This is a genomic window from Brevibacillus sp. NPDC003359, assembly GCF_042878995.1.
In the GTDB taxonomy this organism is placed as follows: Bacteria; Bacillota; Bacilli; order Brevibacillales; family Brevibacillaceae; genus Brevibacillus.
The window spans coordinates 1-16310 of sequence record NZ_JBIAOR010000016.1; the positions used below are offsets into that span (position 1 = coordinate 1).

Consider the following 16310-nt stretch of genomic DNA (forward strand, 5'->3'; position numbering starts at 1 on the left):
GCTCTCAGATCGAGTATTCAAATGTGTTTGTGGGCTAGAGATAGATAGAGATGTAAACGCTTCTATTAACCTAGCAAAATTAGCGAGCTAACCCCCATAAGTTACCGCTAATCTGTAGGATTCGTTGTATCCGAATATACGCCTGCGGAGTGTCCTATCAAATGCGAGTAGCTTCGGCCAAAGCAGACACAGAGAAGCAGGAAGCAAACAAAAGAGGTGTAGACTTTTACAATCTTTTGGCAACGGGACGAGAATGACAAACCGATTTGAAAAGGTCGTCTCCCTGTCCGAAGCACTCACCCATTTTCACGATGGGATGTCGTTGTTGGCAGGGGGATTCGGTGGAGTAGGCAACCCGCCTACATTGATTCAGGGGATTTTGGATTTGGGAGTACGTGATCTGACGTTGATCAGTAACGATACGGCATTTCCGCATATCGGAATTGGTAAGCTGGTGACCGAAAAGCGCGTGAAAAAAGTTATTGCTTCGCATATTGGCTCAAATCCGAACGCAGGGGCCCAAATGACGGCTGGAGAGCTGGAAGTAGAGTTCTGCCCGCAGGGGATACTTGCAGAGCGTGTACGGGCAGGTGGAGTCGGTCTGGGCGGCATTCTATCGGATGTGGGCATCGGGACGATCGCGGAAAAAGGGAAGCAGAAGGTCGTTCTGGAGGGGAAGGAATACTTGTTGGAAACACCACTGACTGCAGAAGTGGCTATCGTACATGCGAAAAAAGCGGATCGCTTTGGCAATTTGGTGTTTGATACAAGTGCACGCAATTTCAATCCGTTAGTAGCGATGGCGGGCGATATTACCATCGTAGAAGCGGATGAGATTGTCGAGGTAGGCATGCTCGACCCGGAAGAAATCGTCACCCCGGGTGTTTTCGTGAACTTTATTGTCCAAAGTGAAGGGGTGAATTGGCAATGGGCATGGGAGAAGTAAAAGAAACCGAGAGCTATCGTGAACGTATTGTACGCCGCGCAGCATTGGAAGTGGAAGACGGCATGATTATTAACTTGGGTATCGGCATTCCAACGTTAGTGGCGGATTTTATCCCAGCTGACAAACGGGTCATGTTTCATGCGGAGAACGGCATTCTCGGTACAGGACCAAGCCCTGCAAAAGGTGAAGAGAACGCCATGCTTTGCAATGCGGGCGGTTTTCCTGTCACGCTCGCCACAGGGGCCTCCTTTTTCGATAGCGCGACTGCTTTTGCCATCATCCGCCGTGGACTTTTGGACATGACGATATTAGGAGTCTTGGAAGTAAGCCAAAATGGTGACATTGCGAACTGGATCGTTCCAGGCAAACGTGTCCCAGGCATGGGAGGAGCCATGGAGCTGGCACAAAAGGCCAAGAAGGTCATGGTTGTGACTACGCATCTGGATAAAAACGGACGTTCGAAAATCGTTCGGGAATGCTCGCTGCCTTTAACCGCGATTAAAGCTGCTGATCTGATCATCACGGACATGGCAGTAATGGAGGTCATGCCAGATGGTTTGTATCTGCGAGAGGTCATGTATCCATACAGTGTCGCTGACGTGATTGGAGCAACGGAAGCCGAACTCAAGATGCACGGAGAGGTTGGCGTTTTCCGCTAAGCAAAGACAAAAACCATGAACGGGGGAAAAACATGGCAAACTGGCAGGTGCTTATACGGGAGCAGTTGGAAAAGGATCGCGAGGCCGCTGTTCAACTGTTGCAGCAATGGGTAAAAAGCCCGAGTGTTCAAGGAGAAGAGCAAACCATCCAGCAAAGTATTGCAGAGCTTTTGGGGCAGATGGGGCTGGACGTTGACTTATGGGTCATGGAAGGCGAAGAGCTGGTGTCACATCCGTATTTTGTCTCCCCACGAACTGCGTTTGAGGGCAGCCCGAACGTCGTTGGTGTTTGGAAGGGACAAGGAGATGGGCGTTCCATCATACTAAACGGACATGTTGATGTGGTACCTGCAGGTGATTTGTCACAGTGGAGCGAGAATCCGTTTAGCGGGAAGGTGGAAGACGGCAAGCTTTATGGACGCGGAGCAACTGACATGAAGGGTGGAAACTTATCTTCGCTGTTGGCGATCCAGGTTCTACAGAAGTTGGGTGTTCAACTGAAAGGCGACGTCATTTTTCAGAGCGTCGTAGAAGAAGAAAGCGGTGGTGCAGGAACATTGGCGACAATCATTCGCGGTTACAAAGCGGATGCTGCCCTGATTCCAGAGCCGACCAATATGAAAATTTTCCCGAAGCAGCAAGGCTCCATGTGGTTCAGATTGAACGTCAAAGGGCGTTCTGCTCACGGAGGGACCCGCTACGAGGGAGTCAGTGCCATCGAAAAGAGCATGCTCGTGGTGCAAGCCATTGGCCAATTGGAAAAAGAGCGTAACGATCGACTCGACGATCCGCTCTACGCCAAGCTGCCCATTCCGATCCCGATTAATCTGGGGGTGATTGAGGGTGGCAAGTGGCCATCGTCTGTAGCTGACCTCGTCAAACTCGAAGGAAGGATGGGAGTTGCCCCAGGAGAGCAGATGGACGATGCCAAAGCAGAAATGGCAGCAGCCCTCAAAAAGCTGGCAGAGGTCGACACGTGGTTTGCAGAACAGCCTGTCGAGCTGGAGTGGTTCGGTGCTCGCTGGGTTCCAGGAGCAGTGGAGCTCGATCATCCGTTGATGGATATTCTGCAAGCTCAGTTTGAAGCTGTGACAGGAGATCGAGCCATGGTGGAAGCGTCGCCATGGGGAACAGATGGCGGCTTGTTGACTGCTTTGGCCAATACGCCAGCGATTGTTGTCGGACCTGGAGTCACACAGGTTGCACACTACCCGAATGAATACATCGTTCTGGATGAGGTATTCCGTTGTGCGGAGATCTTTGCGCTTACGTTACTGGAATGGTGTGGTGTGGCTGAAAGTGTGAAAGAGTAATCAGATATCCAAATATTTCAAAAAGATGACAGGAAGGCACGCGCATGAGGGAGAATGATTGGAAGGAGAACTCCAATCCATGAGAGTGGGGATATGCCGATGAAAAAAACGTGCTATATCGGGGGAGAGTGGGTGTCAGCCGCTGTTCATGCACCGCTATTCTCTCCATGTACGGGTCAAGAGATTGCACAAATTTCGCAAGCAGACTCAGCATTGGTTGAAAGAGCAATTGCCGCGGCCCACGAAGCAACAGCCGTCATGCGGCGCCTTCCTGCCTATCAACGCGCCTTCCTACTTGAAAAAATCTCGATTCTGATGAATGAACGTTTGGAGGAAGCGGCTCGGATCATCGCAATAGAAGCGGGGAAACCAATCAAAACAGCTCGCGGTGAAGTGATTCGAACCATTCAGACGTATAAATTTGCGGCGGAGGAAGCCAAACGCCTTCACGGAGAAACCGTACCACTCGATGCAGCTATCGGGGGAGAGGGGCGCTTGGCTTATACCGTGCGTGAACCACTGGGAGTCATCGGGGCAATTACACCATTTAATTTTCCGATGAATCTTGTCGCGCATAAGGTCGGACCTGCTCTCGCTGCTGGCAATACCGTTGTTCTCAAGCCTGCATCGCAGACACCGCTTAGCGCATTGTTTCTTGCAGAGCTCGCAGAGCAAGCTGGTGTGCCTGCAGGTGCCTTAAATGTGATCACAGGCAGTGGAGCGAGTGTTGGCGATAAAATCGTGTCTGACCCGAGAGTCAGGGCTGTGACGTTTACAGGGAGCCTAAGTGTTGGGCTGGATATACGCAATCGAGCGGGCATGAAAAGAGTCACGCTCGAGCTGGGATCGAATTCGGCAGTGATCGTTGATCGTGACGTGCAGCTGAATGAAGTGATACCCAGATGCGTTTTTGGCGCCTTTGCCTACTCAGGGCAGGTATGTATCTCTGTGCAAAGAATTTATGTGGCCAAAGAGATCTATCAAGATTTCGTCCAACGTTTTGTTGAACAAACACAAGCACTTCGCGGTGGTGATTCGCTCTCTGAGGACTCGGACTATTCCGCCATGATCAATCCACGCGAAACAGAACGTGCGATGGAGTGGATTCATGAGGCGCTTCAGCAGGGGGCACATTTGGAGTGTGGGGGACAGATCGTGGATCAGATGCTCCAACCTACGGTGTTGACGGGTGTTCCGGCAGATGCAAAAGTATCTTGTCAGGAAGTATTCGGCCCTGTCGTTCTGATTAATCCAGTAGAGTCCGTCCGGCATGGCATTACGTTGGTCAACGATTCACGCTACGGATTGCAGGCTGGTGTCTATACCAACAATCTGTCGTTGGCTCTGGAAGCGGCAGAAGAGCTGCGCGTGGGTGGTGTGATGGTGAATGATATTCCGACTTTTCGCGCGGATCATATGCCCTACGGTGGCGTAAAGGAAAGCGGGCTTGGTCGGGAAGGGGTCAAATACGCGATAGAAGAAATGACGGAATTGAAACTCGTTGCCATCAAGCGATAAAGGAAATGGATACAGGGCTCTTGCAAAAAATAAGAGAACTATGATATAGTAGATATTGTTGAAATACGGAGGGATACCGAAGTGGTCATAACGGGGCGGTCTTGAAAACCGTTAGAGTGCAAGCTCACGCGGGTTCGAATCCTGCTCCCTCCGCCATATCTTGCTCAGTCTCGTCATATCAACGTTTGTTTAACGGTTGGTGTCACGCTAGGATAGCGTAGTAATGGAAACGTATGTAGCGTATTCGGCGGATATCGACCGAACACGTAAAACGAAAATAAGCGAACGAACTCGTCAACCTCACGTTATAAAACGGAGGTTGTTTTTATTATGCGCAAAGGTCACAGGTGAAGCCCAAATTTAGTTGGACTAAACTAATCTGGCCTAATAAAGAGTGAGACGATAGTCCACCGTAAACACGCGATATTTATGGTATAATTAGGAAATTAATGTGGGTGGGGGGCGAAATGAAACGGTCATTGTACATAATCGCATCACTCGCGATACTAGCGGGATGTAGCGAGTTTAAGGACACGAACGGAAACTTGGAATCTATACCGGACAGTGTTAAGAAGAGTATAGAGGCAGGGGACGCTCCTTCAAAGACAGATACGCCTGCGCCGAGTAATGAGTCCTCCTTCGATCTAAAAGCCATCGCAAGTAAGCCGGAAGCCGACGTTACAGCACTCCTCGGCAAGCCTATCGCGACAGAAAACGGAGAGTGGACGTCACTTTCGACGGAAGAGAAGACGCCATTCGTGCGGCATACGTACAAAACGGACATGGGCGAGATGAGCGTCATGTTCATCGAGGGAATCGCGGCTAGGATAGAAGTTAAACCGGCAGGGACGTTCAAGTACCCGGATGACGTTATTAAAGCGATGCGTGCGGCTGGGCTGGCGGTAGAGGACGGACTCGAGCCAAAGAGTAATGCACCACACTTTCTTGACTTCAGCGGGAGTGACGGAGTTTATGCGGTTCGTGTGGTTAAAGACCTAGAAGGAAATCTGGAGAACATCGGGCACGTGAAGATTGTTACGGAGAGTAGGTTCAAATAACACGTAAAAATTAACGGAGAATCTGGCGAAAAGAGTTACATAGGACATACGGAGGTTCCGATAACGGTGGGCATCATACGCAGCTTAACACTGGTGAGCGCATCAGTCAGTCACTACGTTCCTTCAATCGCGTTGTCACTTTATATAAAAGATAGATACACAGGGAAGACAGATAAACGCGACTTAAGTATAGTAAGTACATCTGATCGCATAGGTACTTGAAAGTATATTCGAGGAAGTATGTAAAAGGGGCAACAGTATATTAAGAACTGCCCCTATTTATCTTAGTGTGATTCAGTCTCCTCCGTAAATCTGTTGACAATCTACAAACTCCTCCTCACACCTCTGGTTACACAAGACGTTTTCATAGCCAGTCATGAAGGAACAACGCCTTTGACACCGTTTTCGTTCCGTGACGCATATGTCAAAGTTTGAAAACCAGCGATACGGAAAACGTGGATAAGGTAGGAAATAAGGATCGTATGGATTCGGATACCAGTCGTACTGTACGTGTCGAATGGTTTTCTTATTACCCTTTCGTTTCATGTCTTCACTCCCTCATTAAAGTAACGCATTTTTTATAGTAAATGACTATATGTCCCGTCCTGATTGGACGAATCGACTAGACGTTTCACCCAAATACACCCGCGGCGCCGTCCTGGTACCGCGTGTTTCGATTATCTCAACGAAAGGAGCTCGAACATGCCCGTTTATATCGGAATGCGAATACTCACGAACACACAGGCGGAAGCAGACGCTATCAATACGGAGAATGGCGTTAAGATGTCGGATTTCTCTGCGAAAGTATGGGCGAACTTGGAACGTTAGAGGAGGCATGGGGCGTGGTTCGCGAGATCGATGCGGTTAGAAAGCGGTTTAAACTCGTATGCGATTGGGATGCGCAATGGATTAATGTCGAGGACCTCGGGGCAGTGACGAAGTGATTGCGGATGGTGGCGAGATTATTACCGTTGTAAACACAAGCCTCCGTGATATAATGGTGGCAGCGTATGAATACGCTCTAGGTTGACGAGTTCGCTGCGTATGTTTACGTTTGGTGAACGGTTAGGATGCCGTCAAATTACGCTACATTATACGGAGGGATACCGAAGTGGTCATAACGGGGCGGTCTTGAAAACCGTTAGAGTGCAAGCTCACGCGGGTTCGAATCCTGCTCCCTCCGCCATATATACAAATGAACCGACTCCAGTTGAGAAGCTGGGGTCTTTTTTATGGATCGAGGGTTGTGAGAGTAAGTTGTCGTTCCTTGTTTGTGAAAATATCAGAAAATAAAGAAAGCTATTATATAATGGAGATGAGACTATAAGTGATGGGGGAATTTGCATGCTCGAAGCGCAAAGGGTTAGTAGAAATGCACTTGGCGATATTTTACGAAGAAGTCGTGGGCGAAATCCTGATAAGCCTGCCCTGTACTTTGAGGAAGAAGTATTGACCTATAAGCAGCTTGATCAGCTTGCAAACAAGACGGCTCATACGCTTCTTTCAAAAGGTTTGCAAAAAGGGGAGCGGGTAGCAGTACTATCACGCAACTCGATAGATTTTGCGATTCTGAACTTTGGGCTAGCAAAAGCAGGAGTCATCATGGTGCCGATTAACTTCATGCTGAATAAGGAAGATGTCGCCTATATTTTCGGGCATGCTGAAGTGAGTGCGTGCTTCGTAGCTCCTGAATTCCAACAGCTCGCTCAAGAAGGACTCCAAATAGCTGGAATTTCCCCCAAGCTGCTTTCGCTTATGTCCAAACCAGCAGCACAAGCAGGGGAATGGTTGGCTTTTCGCACGCTGATTGAAGCGGCAGACGACCAAGAGCCTGAAGTAGATATAGAGGACGAAGATGTTGTACAAATTTTGTATACCAGTGGAACGGAATCAAAGCCAAAGGGCGTTATGCTCACGCATAAAAGCATCCTATCTGAATATGTCAGCACGATTATCGAAGGCGGGATGACGCAGGATGATGTGGCTGTTCACGCACTTCCCTTATTCCATAGTGCGCAGCTTCATTGCTTTTTGGGACCATACGTGTACTTAGGTGGGAGCGGTATTATTTTGGAACAGGCAACACCCGCGTTGATGCTTCAGACGGTAGAGGCGTACAAAGCTACTCAGTTGTTTTGCCCGCCAACCGTGTGGATTGCTTTACTACGTTCTCCCGATTTTGCCTCGCGTAATTTGAGTTCTTTGCAAAAGTGCTACTATGGCGCAGCGATCATGCCAGTAGAAGTGTTAAAAGAGCTCGGTCAACGCCTCCCAAACGCACAGTTTTACAATTTTTACGGGCAGACGGAAGTGGCGCCATTGGCGACTGTTTTGCCACCGAAGGATCAAATGAGAAAAGCAGGCTCTGCAGGCAAGCCAGCGTTAAATGTGGAAACGAAAATCGTCGATGATGATGGGAATGAAGTTCCTCGGGGAAGTGTTGGTGAAATTGTTCACAGGACCAGCCATGCGATGCTGGGTTATTTCCGTGATGAGGAAAAGACACAGGCTGCCTTCCAGGGAGGGTGGTTTCACAGTGGGGATTTAGGCATCATGGATGACGAAGGCTATATCACGGTTGTTGATCGGAAGAAGGATATGATTAAATCGGGGGGAGAGAATGTAGCAAGCAGGGAGATTGAAGAGCTTATTTATCAACATCCGAAAGTGTCTGAGGTCGCAGTGATTGGAGTTCCCCATCCGTACTGGATCGAAGCAGTGACGGCTGTCATTGTGCCAAAAACAGGTGAGTTACTGACTGCTGACGAGATGCTTGCTTTTTGCAAAGACCGTCTTTCCTCCTTCAAAGCACCCAAATATGTAGTGATTGCCGACAATCTTCCAAGAAACCCCAGCGGAAAAATTTTGAAAAGAGAGCTGCGCCTCCGATACGAAACGCTGACGACTTAGCCTGTCACAAGATCCGAAGCGCAGAAAAACCCGCTCTGTTATGGAGCGGGCTTTTTGCTGCTGCGATTATTTTACATTGGAAACAGTAGGATGATCGGCTTGAATAACTTCAAAACGATAGCCTTTTTCTTTCAAAAACGAAATGATTTCTGGGAGAGCTTCAGCCGTTGGTGACTTCGTGCTTGAATCATGCATCAAGACGACGATTTCTTTTTGTGACTTGACCTGCTGCTTTATATTTGCCAATGTTTGAGCGGCTGTGTATTTGTTGCTTCTTGCATCACCATTTGTTACATTCCAGTCGATAAACGTATCGCCACGTTGGTTCGCCTCTGCTTTGATCGCATGCATGACTGTATGTTGCTTGTTATAACGTTTGGGATCTTGATATTTTAAGCTGACGGTATTCGTACTGCCACCAGGATAGCGGAACACAGTTGGTTTTACGCCTGTTGCTTTTTCAATCATTTGACTGCCTTTTTCCAGGTCTGCGAAAAAGCCCTCCATGTTTTTATAAACAAGCTGATAATTATGGGAATACGAATGTCCTCCCACCGAATGTCCTTCAGCTACAATCCTTTTGAGAATGGCCTCATGACCAGCTACCTCACGACCAACAATAAAGAAGGTGGCTTTGACCTGATGCTCCTTCAGCGTATCCAAAACGCGTAGCGTCACAGGAGAAGGTCCATCGTCAAAGGTTAAATATGCGATCTTCTCAGAAGTCTTCGGTGTCTGAGGGATCGGTTGTGTTGTTGGTTCAGGTTTCTTCGTTTGATTGGTTGTTCCATCTTTGCTAGGCTTCGGTGGAGTAGGTGTCTTTGGTTTCTCTGGCTTGGATGGAGCAGGCTTGTTGGGCTGTTTTGGCTGTTTCTGTTGAATCGGCTGCAACGGGATAAATGGTTCATCGCCATAGATCAAATATTTTTGCCGCAGCTCTGCAAATTTCTTAAGATCCGCTTCATAGGAAGAAACAATCTCCTGTGGAGATTTGCCTTGTTCCAGAAGCAAACCGATTTTATTGGTACCCATCACCTTGTCAAACATGGCGATTTGTTTACTCGTACTTTTTGGCACGGAGAATGGCTGCAACTGTTTTGCATAGGCCAGCGCATAAATACCTGTTTTCGCTGGGTTAAACTGATGCAGGTCGTTGATCTGAAGTCGTACGCCCCCAGCAGTTCCTTTATTCTCAGGGATAAAGATAACACCAGGTAGAAGGCTCCCATTTAACAGATCGGCGTACTTATATGAATCTAGACCCTCTGCCCCGATCCAAGTGAAATTGTTGCCTTGACGGATGGGTGTACCCTCACCCAATCCAGTTGCCATATACCCGAAAACCGAAGTCAAGTTAGGGATGTGCGGAGAACTCGGGATCCAGGCCAAACCCGTCTGCTGATAAATCATGTTGCGTGTATATCCTTGCATCGGAATGACGGTAAGATCTACACCGATGGTACGATTGAAAAACAATGCCAGCTCTCCGATGGTCATGCCATGTGCAAGCGGGAGGGTATCCACACCGATAAAGGAGCGGTAAGGCATTTCAACGACAGGACCCTCGACAATCGTTCCGCCCAGAGGATTCGGTCGATCCAGTACAAGTACTTCTTTTCCTTGCTCCTTTGCAGCTGTCATGGCGTAATGCAGGGTAGATATGTACGTGTAGGTTCTTGATCCGATATCTTGCAAATCGACAAGAAGGATATCAATGTCTTTGAACATTTCTGGTGTCGGCTTGCGAGTTGATCCAGACAAGCCGTAGACCGGTATAGCGTAGACGGGATGGACAAAGCTGGTTACTTGTTTTCCTGCGACCGTTTTTCCGTCGAGGCCGTGTTCAGGTGCATACAGAGTGGTTAAATGGACGGAGCGATCGCGTCGTAACACATCGATCGTGCTAACCATTTGACTGTTCATACCTGTTTGATTCGTAATCAACCCAACTTTTTTGCCTTCAATGAGATGGTGGAACTGATTGAACAGTACATCACTTCCCAATTGGATGGCAGTCGTATTGGCAGAGCTTCCAACTGGAGGAATTAACGTTAAGATAAGTGCCAGGATGAGGAAAGGGAGAAATTTATTCATCAATCATTGCCTCTTTCAAGATAAAATACTGTCGCTTCTTGTCTATTGTAACGGTTTTGGAAAGCAAGATGGTTGCATTTTTGTAACAATTTGAAATTAGGTCAAAAGGAGGAGGGAAAAGTAACGTGATGGAGGACAACTACTAGGAAAGAACGATCTTTTGAAAGGGAGTTTGCAGGAAATTCTTGAAACAGTCTTCATCCTATAGTAGATTAGGAAACGTGTGAACCTTTTTGGAAATGGAGTGAATGTTTTGCTGAAAAAAGTAACATCATTACTGCTAGCGATCGCCCTGGTACCCATGGCAGCATTTTCTGCAGCGGCAGCGCCTGCAACTGTTGCACCTAAAGCAGCACAGACTGCTGTTAAAGTCGAGTACAATAAAAAACAAATTGCGTTTCCTGACCAAGCACCTATTATCAGCCAGGGGCGTACACTGGTTCCGATTCGTCCTATTGCAGAGAGCCTTGGATTTGAAGTGAACTGGAATGAAAAAACCCGTACCGTTACCATCAACAAAGGGAAAGATAATATCAGACTGGTCGTTACTCAAAAAATTGCCAACAAAAATGGACAAACCATCAATTTGGACGTACCCGCACAGATTGTGAACAAGCGTACTGTAGTACCTGTTCGTTTCATTGCAGAAGCGCTGAGTTACAAAGTGGATTGGGATCCGAAAACACAGACCGTATTGATTGCGGATAATGTAAACGGCAACGAAGTTGGACAACAGGAGAAGCCAAAAGATCCGGTGAAACCTGGTACAGATGAGAAAAAGCCTGAGCAGGTAGCTTTGATTGATAAAGAAAGCATTGAGGGAAAAACAGTCAGTGTCTTAACAATTGGACTGTACGGTGTAACAGGAAAGGTTGACCCTCAAGCATCGCTCGTAGTCGTTATGGAAGATCAGACGTATGAAGTTGATGTAAATTCAGATGGAACTTTCAATTTTGAAATGCACACCAATGATGGTATCCGTACATATACACTAAAAGCTGAAAAAGCTGGTAAACAAGATGTATTCGAAGGCGAATTTATTTCCAATAATCTAGGGGTTTAATGTATGAGTAAGAACACCTCCTGCACAACACACTAAGTGCATGGAGGTGTTTTTGTTGTGAGACGAATGAGTAGGAGTATCATCGCTGTGATCCTGTTTGCCGGTTTGCTGACAGGGTGTTCGCCTAACAAAGAACAGGGCACCGAAGATCAGAACGGAAACCAGGCCAAATTTGAATCTCTCGGAATTAACTTCCAGAATGATAACGTCGGTAGGGACAAAGGACCGGCAGCCATGATTAGCCAAAAGATGGTTCATCAGCGAGAGCCGCAGCTCGTGGCACACTTGGAAAATCATGCGGAAAAGCTTCCCGGTGTAGCCAACATCAAGGTGTTAGCGTACAAGGATAACCTGATTGTAGGTGTGCTGCCAGTAGATACGCCAAAGCCTGATGAGGTCAATCCGCGGACTTCGATTCCTTATACGCCTGGAAAAATTGTGCGAGTCGATAATGGACATCCAGATTCCCTGCATAAACGTGTTGTGGATCGGATGAGGACACGCTTGCAGTCAGAAACACGCTTCAACATTTTGTACGTGACTACCAATCGAGCTATTTATGACCGAATTGCAGATTTACATTCACGAATTACGAACGGAGAGCACGTCAGCGACGAAGAATTCCAAGTCCTGTTAAATGATATTGGATATACAGTCACTGGCTATAATTTAGTTGACTGAAAAAGCACCACCTGGACTCCCGGGTGGGCTTTTTGTCGATTAAGGGGCAAATGGCAGGAGAATAGTTAGAAATGGGGAAATAGTCAAAGAAGCGCAGGAGAACGGTAAGGAGTGCACATTTTATGATTCCAATCCACATCCCTATATCCAAAATAACTCCTCCAGGACAGAAGCCTTATGTCTTACGGCGACCTGCTTTGGCAAAAAAATTACGCCTGTTGAAATATACGCAGCTTTGTCTCATTCATGCAGGCACAGGCTATGGCAAAACGACTTCTTTTGCTACATTTCTGCATGATGAAGCACTGGCTGCGTCCTGGTATACCATCCAGGATGGAGACGATTCCCTTCTTGCGTTTGTCATCTGTCTAGTCGAAAGCGTTCGTCAGGTTCATTCTGATTTTGGGCAGTTACTGCGAGAGCAGCTCATACGTATCACAGAGCAAAGTCCAGTGCCCTCCATAGATAGTAAGGTACTCGTCGACTGGTTCATCGAAGAGTGTGTCCAGCTTCCGGCAGACCACATACTTGTTTTGGACCAATACCAACGAATTGATAATGGTAGTGCCGTCGATCGATTTGTTCAACTGTTGGCTGAAGCTCTCCCACAAAAAGTCAAACTGGTGTTATTAACGCGCTCTCGACCGAAATGGTCCAATCTCGACTTGTTGTCCGCAAGAGGAGAGTGTCTGGAACTCGCAACAAATGACCTGTCTTTTACGCTGGAGGAGAGCGAAGCCTTTTATTCCGATCAATACGACATCACGCTTTCCGAAGACGATTGGGGCCGAGTGGAAGAAGTGGCACGAGGCTGGGTGATGGCACTTCGGACTTTTGGTGAAATGGTAACGAGAGGGCAGACGGTTTCTGACAGTCTGCGTGAGCTATCGCGATTGCTGCATTTGCTGGAAGTGGAAGTCTGGACGCAGCTGAATGCGGGTATGCAGCAATTCTTGATGGAGGCAGCGGTTCTCGAACAATTCGATCTGGAGGATTGTAAGCAAATACTCGGGGAAGGATGCATGGAGCACCTGCTGGAAGCACAGCGTTGTAATCTTTTTATTCATGTCCATACAGGATCTCATCATACCTTTCACCCGCTTTTCCAGCGTCTCTTGTCTAGCAAGCTGGCTGCCAATCAAGCGACGTACGTGCATGTCAATCAAAAGGCGGCAGGATGGTACAGACGTAAAGGAGACGAGGCAAAAGCTTTTGGGCGTTTGCGTCTCGTCGAGCAGTGGGAGGTGCTGGGTGAATGGCTGTGCCAAGCCTCGGAAAGGTTGTTGCAAGCAGGGAAGCTGGACTTTTTATACGAGTGGATAACGCAGTTACCAGAGCCCATCAAGAGCGAACAGCATTGGCTGTTGTTTTATCAGGGAGAAGTAGAACGCTATCGGTGTCTATATGCGAAGGCATTTTCTTCGTATGAGCAGTTTTTGAAACAATGTGAACAAAAGCAAGATCAAATCGGATTGTGCCGCGGGTTGGAAGGGCAAGCACGCGTCCATCTCGACAGCGTACAAGGCGTCCGGGCAGAAGAACTGCTCAAGAGGGCGATTCAACTTTTGCCCCCATTGGAGCAAGAGCATGAAATGGCGCCGAGGCTATACCGCTTACTGGCGGAAATTTATACGAATCGCGGGGATGCCAAGCAGGCGGCAAACTGGTATGAACGGAGTCAGGAATTAGAGCAGCAGACGGAGGTTGAGCTGGAATCGCGTCTTTTGTTCCGTACGGGCCGATTGCAGTCCTCCATACAGCTCTTGGAAAGTAAGTGGCAGGTCGAACAGATGAAGCATCCTCCGCTGACCAGATCGTATCGGGAAACCTCTTTGCTGTTATCTTTTGTCTATGCATTGAATGGCGAATGGGAGCGAGGGTGGGAATCTGCAGAAACTGCCATACAACTCGGACGTGCAGCACATTCACCTTTTGTAGAAGCAAATGGCTATGTCCGAAAAGCCCATGCAGCCCTCATCAGCCAAACATTACCTACGGAGGAGATTCGCCAGCTTTATGAAAAAGGTTTACAAATCATGGAGGAGCTCCAGTCGACACGTGGAAAGTCAGAAACGCTTCTTGGACTAACCTTGCTTCACGCAAAAGAAAAGGCACTCGAACAAGCCCTTCTGTATGGCAACAGGGGGATACAAGAGACAGAGGCAATGCGCGACGACTGGTTAGGCAGCCTGGTACGCATGGCTATCGGGATTGCTTACGCCAAATGCGGTAAAGAAGAGGAAGCGTGGGCTACCTTTGTCGATTGTGCCGATCAGCTTAGTCACTGCGGGGACAGCTACAGTGTTGTCATTTGCCAATTATGGCTGAGCTTCTTGGCCTATCGAAAAAAACAATGGGATTTGTTCGTTCCTGCGGTGACGCAAGCTCTGTCCTTGATGAAGTCCGGTGAATATCAATTCCTTCTGCAGCGGCCTACCCTGCTTACACCGCATGATGTCCAGCAGCTTATGCCGATTCTGATTGAGGCAGAGCGTCGAAAGGTATCGCCGGATTACGTCTCTCAGCTGTTAAATGATTTGGGCTTGCAAAACGTGACGTTCCACCCCGGGTATACCCTTCGCATTCAGACGCTGGGTGCATTCCGTGTATGGCTGGGAGAGCGGGAGTTGAGCGAAAAGGCATGGCAGCGTGGGACAGCCAAGCTGTTGTTTCAGCTTTTATTAACAAAGAGACATCATTTGTTAGCGCGGGAAGAAATCATGAACCGACTCTGGCCAGACAATATCGAAGAAGCGGCAATCCGCGATTTTAAAGTGTCACTGAATGCGTTGAACAAAGCCCTCGAACCAGATCGTGCTGCCAGAACAGATACTTTCTTCATTCAGCGCCACGGCAGCTCTTACGGTTTCAATCTGGCATCGGGCTACCATATGGACGTTGAGGAGTTCGAGAAGCTCGTCACACTGGGCTTGGCAGAATCAGACCGGCGTCAGGGGGCCATCCTTTTGGAAAAAGGGCTCGCGTATTACTTGGGCGATTACATGCCGGAATGTCGTTATGAGGATTGGTGTGTAGAAGAGCGTGAGAGAGTGCAGGCGCTGTTTTTACGCGGAGCAGAGAGGGTAGCCAAAATTATGCTAGAGGATGGGCAATTGGAAAAAACGATTCGTTGGTGCGAAGCTATTCTGCGGGTGGACGATTGCTGGGAGGAGTCATATCGGTTACTCATGACTGCGTATTATCAGCAAAATAATCGGACACAGGCTATCCGTTGGTACGAAAAATGTGTAGCAAAACTGAGGGAAAATCTCGGTGTTGCGCCAATGCCTGCAACCATGGAGACCTACCTTCAAATTATAGAGAAGTAAAAGATCGCCCACAAAGCGATCTTTTTTTGTACATAGAAGCAATGGCTGCTTGACAAAACTAGGAAGTATTCGTAATATAATCTTTGTACTGACCAGTCAGTTCAAAAAAATCGAAAGGGGACAGGAGTGATGGCACCATCAAAAAAAGATCAAATTGCGAATGGAGCTTTAACCGCATTTGCCCAACTGGGATATAGCGAAACGACCATGGATGCAATCGCGGAAATGGCGCAGGTGGCAAAAGGAACACTCTATTATCACTTTTCCACAAAGGAAGAGCTGTTTTTGTACGTGATAGAAAAAGGCGTGAAGATGCTGATTTACCATGTAGATAGTGTCATGCAAAATGAAGAGCTTTCCTTGGAGGATCGCATTCTGAATGTGCTGGATGAGCATCTTCGCTTCTTTTCCGAGAATCAAGATTTGTGTTTCCTATTGCTGAGTGCGTTCTCCGGAGATGGACAGCGTGACAGGATGGTTGGCAATCTGCTGGGTGGCTATTTCAGCACGATGGAGTCACACTTGCTGGAACTGCAGCAGCAAGGGTATATCCGAGCAGATATTGATATTCGCACACTCGCTTCCGCGTTGTTTGGCATGGTTGGCTTTACCGTGCTTCGCAAGCAATTTCGCAAAGAGCCAGTAAACAGTGCAGCAGATAAACAGACACTTCGTTATATGCTTTCAGGAATGTTTCAAACCAATTAATTTCTAGAGATACGTAAACAAGAGGAGAAGA

The 16310-nt window shown here is 47.9% G+C and carries 13 protein-coding genes and 2 tRNA genes; 14 read left to right on the top strand and 1 reads right to left on the bottom strand.

What is annotated here, in order from left to right; all coding sequences use genetic code 11:
* The 10 genes from ACFYU8_RS26060 to ACFYU8_RS26105 form a co-directional block, all read left to right on the top strand.
* Positions 1-91, top strand: a 91-nt coding sequence (locus ACFYU8_RS26060; RefSeq protein WP_390305254.1) for a zinc ribbon domain-containing protein, incomplete at its 5' end; no start/stop codon positions are given.
* Positions 92-253: 162 nt separating this feature from the next.
* Positions 254-946, top strand: coding sequence for a 3-oxoacid CoA-transferase subunit A (locus ACFYU8_RS26065; RefSeq protein WP_390305469.1), 693 nt, complete (start codon positions 254-256; stop codon positions 944-946).
* Positions 928-1605 carry a 3-oxoacid CoA-transferase subunit B gene (locus tag ACFYU8_RS26070; RefSeq protein ID WP_390305467.1) on the top strand — a complete coding sequence of 226 codons (678 nt, stop codon included), beginning with the start codon at positions 928-930 and terminating at the stop codon, positions 1603-1605. Before ACFYU8_RS26065 ends, ACFYU8_RS26070 begins: the two co-directional genes overlap by 19 nt.
* Positions 1606-1637: 32 nt before the next feature.
* On the top strand, positions 1638-2918 hold the full coding sequence (locus ACFYU8_RS26075; protein WP_390305465.1) for a peptidase: 1281 nt from the start codon (positions 1638-1640) through the stop codon (positions 2916-2918).
* A gap of 99 nt (positions 2919-3017) precedes the next feature.
* Positions 3018-4436 (top strand): aldehyde dehydrogenase family protein, encoded by a 1419-nt coding sequence (locus tag ACFYU8_RS26080; RefSeq protein ID WP_390305463.1) that lies wholly within the window; start codon positions 3018-3020, stop codon positions 4434-4436.
* A gap of 67 nt (positions 4437-4503) precedes the next feature.
* Positions 4504-4592, top strand: a tRNA-Ser gene (locus tag ACFYU8_RS26085).
* A 311-nt stretch (positions 4593-4903) separates the two neighbouring features.
* Entirely contained in the window at positions 4904-5494 is a 591-nt protein-coding gene (locus tag ACFYU8_RS26090; RefSeq protein WP_390305461.1) for a hypothetical protein, read from the top strand.
* A 702-nt stretch (positions 5495-6196) separates the two neighbouring features.
* Entirely contained in the window at positions 6197-6322 is a 126-nt protein-coding gene (locus tag ACFYU8_RS26095; RefSeq protein ID WP_390305458.1) for a hypothetical protein, read from the top strand.
* Positions 6323-6591: 269 nt separating this feature from the next.
* Positions 6592-6680 (top strand) — tRNA-Ser (locus ACFYU8_RS26100).
* Between the two features lie 158 nt (positions 6681-6838).
* Positions 6839-8404, top strand: a complete 1566-nt coding sequence (locus tag ACFYU8_RS26105) for an acyl-CoA synthetase (protein ID WP_390305455.1) — start codon at positions 6839-6841, stop codon at positions 8402-8404.
* 66 nt (positions 8405-8470) lie between these two features.
* Here the strand turns inward: ACFYU8_RS26105 and ACFYU8_RS26110 are convergent, their stop codons facing one another.
* A complete protein-coding gene (locus ACFYU8_RS26110; protein ID WP_390305453.1) occupies positions 8471-10498 on the bottom strand; it encodes an exo-beta-N-acetylmuramidase NamZ domain-containing protein in 2028 nt (675 codons plus the stop codon).
* Positions 10499-10721: 223 nt separating this feature from the next.
* On the opposite strand from ACFYU8_RS26110, the gene ACFYU8_RS26115 reads away from it, so the two are divergent.
* From ACFYU8_RS26115 to ACFYU8_RS26130, 4 genes are all read left to right on the top strand, one after another.
* Positions 10722-11561, top strand: a complete 840-nt coding sequence (locus ACFYU8_RS26115) for a copper amine oxidase N-terminal domain-containing protein (RefSeq protein ID WP_390305451.1) — start codon at positions 10722-10724, stop codon at positions 11559-11561.
* 66 nt (positions 11562-11627) lie between these two features.
* Positions 11628-12242 (top strand): sporulation protein, encoded by a 615-nt coding sequence (locus tag ACFYU8_RS26120; protein WP_390305482.1) that lies wholly within the window; start codon positions 11628-11630, stop codon positions 12240-12242.
* Between the two features lie 122 nt (positions 12243-12364).
* Complete coding sequence (locus tag ACFYU8_RS26125; protein WP_390305449.1) at positions 12365-15571, top strand: AfsR/SARP family transcriptional regulator; 3207 nt, start codon at positions 12365-12367, stop codon at positions 15569-15571.
* Positions 15572-15700: 129 nt separating this feature from the next.
* Complete coding sequence (locus ACFYU8_RS26130) at positions 15701-16279, top strand: TetR/AcrR family transcriptional regulator (protein ID WP_390305447.1); 579 nt, start codon at positions 15701-15703, stop codon at positions 16277-16279.
* Positions 16280-16310 lie beyond the last annotated feature (31 nt).

What these genes read in the sequence shown, in the direction of transcription:
- ACFYU8_RS26065 (WP_390305469.1), top strand. Translation starts at nt 254, where the DNA reads ATGACAAACCGATTTGAAAAGGTCGTCTCCCTGTCCGAAGCACTCACC.
- ACFYU8_RS26070 (WP_390305467.1), top strand. Translation starts at nt 928, where the DNA reads ATGGGCATGGGAGAAGTAAAAGAAACCGAGAGCTATCGTGAACGTATT.
- ACFYU8_RS26075 (WP_390305465.1), top strand. Translation starts at nt 1,638, where the DNA reads ATGGCAAACTGGCAGGTGCTTATACGGGAGCAGTTGGAAAAGGATCGC.
- ACFYU8_RS26080 (WP_390305463.1), top strand. Translation starts at nt 3,018, where the DNA reads ATGAAAAAAACGTGCTATATCGGGGGAGAGTGGGTGTCAGCCGCTGTT.
- ACFYU8_RS26090 (WP_390305461.1), top strand. Translation starts at nt 4,904, where the DNA reads ATGAAACGGTCATTGTACATAATCGCATCACTCGCGATACTAGCGGGA.
- ACFYU8_RS26095 (WP_390305458.1), top strand. Translation starts at nt 6,197, where the DNA reads ATGCCCGTTTATATCGGAATGCGAATACTCACGAACACACAGGCGGAA.
- ACFYU8_RS26105 (WP_390305455.1), top strand. Translation starts at nt 6,839, where the DNA reads ATGCTCGAAGCGCAAAGGGTTAGTAGAAATGCACTTGGCGATATTTTA.
- ACFYU8_RS26110 (WP_390305453.1), bottom strand. Translation starts at nt 10,498, where the DNA reads ATGAATAAATTTCTCCCTTTCCTCATCCTGGCACTTATCTTAACGTTA.
- ACFYU8_RS26120 (WP_390305482.1), top strand. Translation starts at nt 11,628, where the DNA reads ATGAGTAGGAGTATCATCGCTGTGATCCTGTTTGCCGGTTTGCTGACA.
- ACFYU8_RS26125 (WP_390305449.1), top strand. Translation starts at nt 12,365, where the DNA reads ATGATTCCAATCCACATCCCTATATCCAAAATAACTCCTCCAGGACAG.
- ACFYU8_RS26130 (WP_390305447.1), top strand. Translation starts at nt 15,701, where the DNA reads ATGGCACCATCAAAAAAAGATCAAATTGCGAATGGAGCTTTAACCGCA.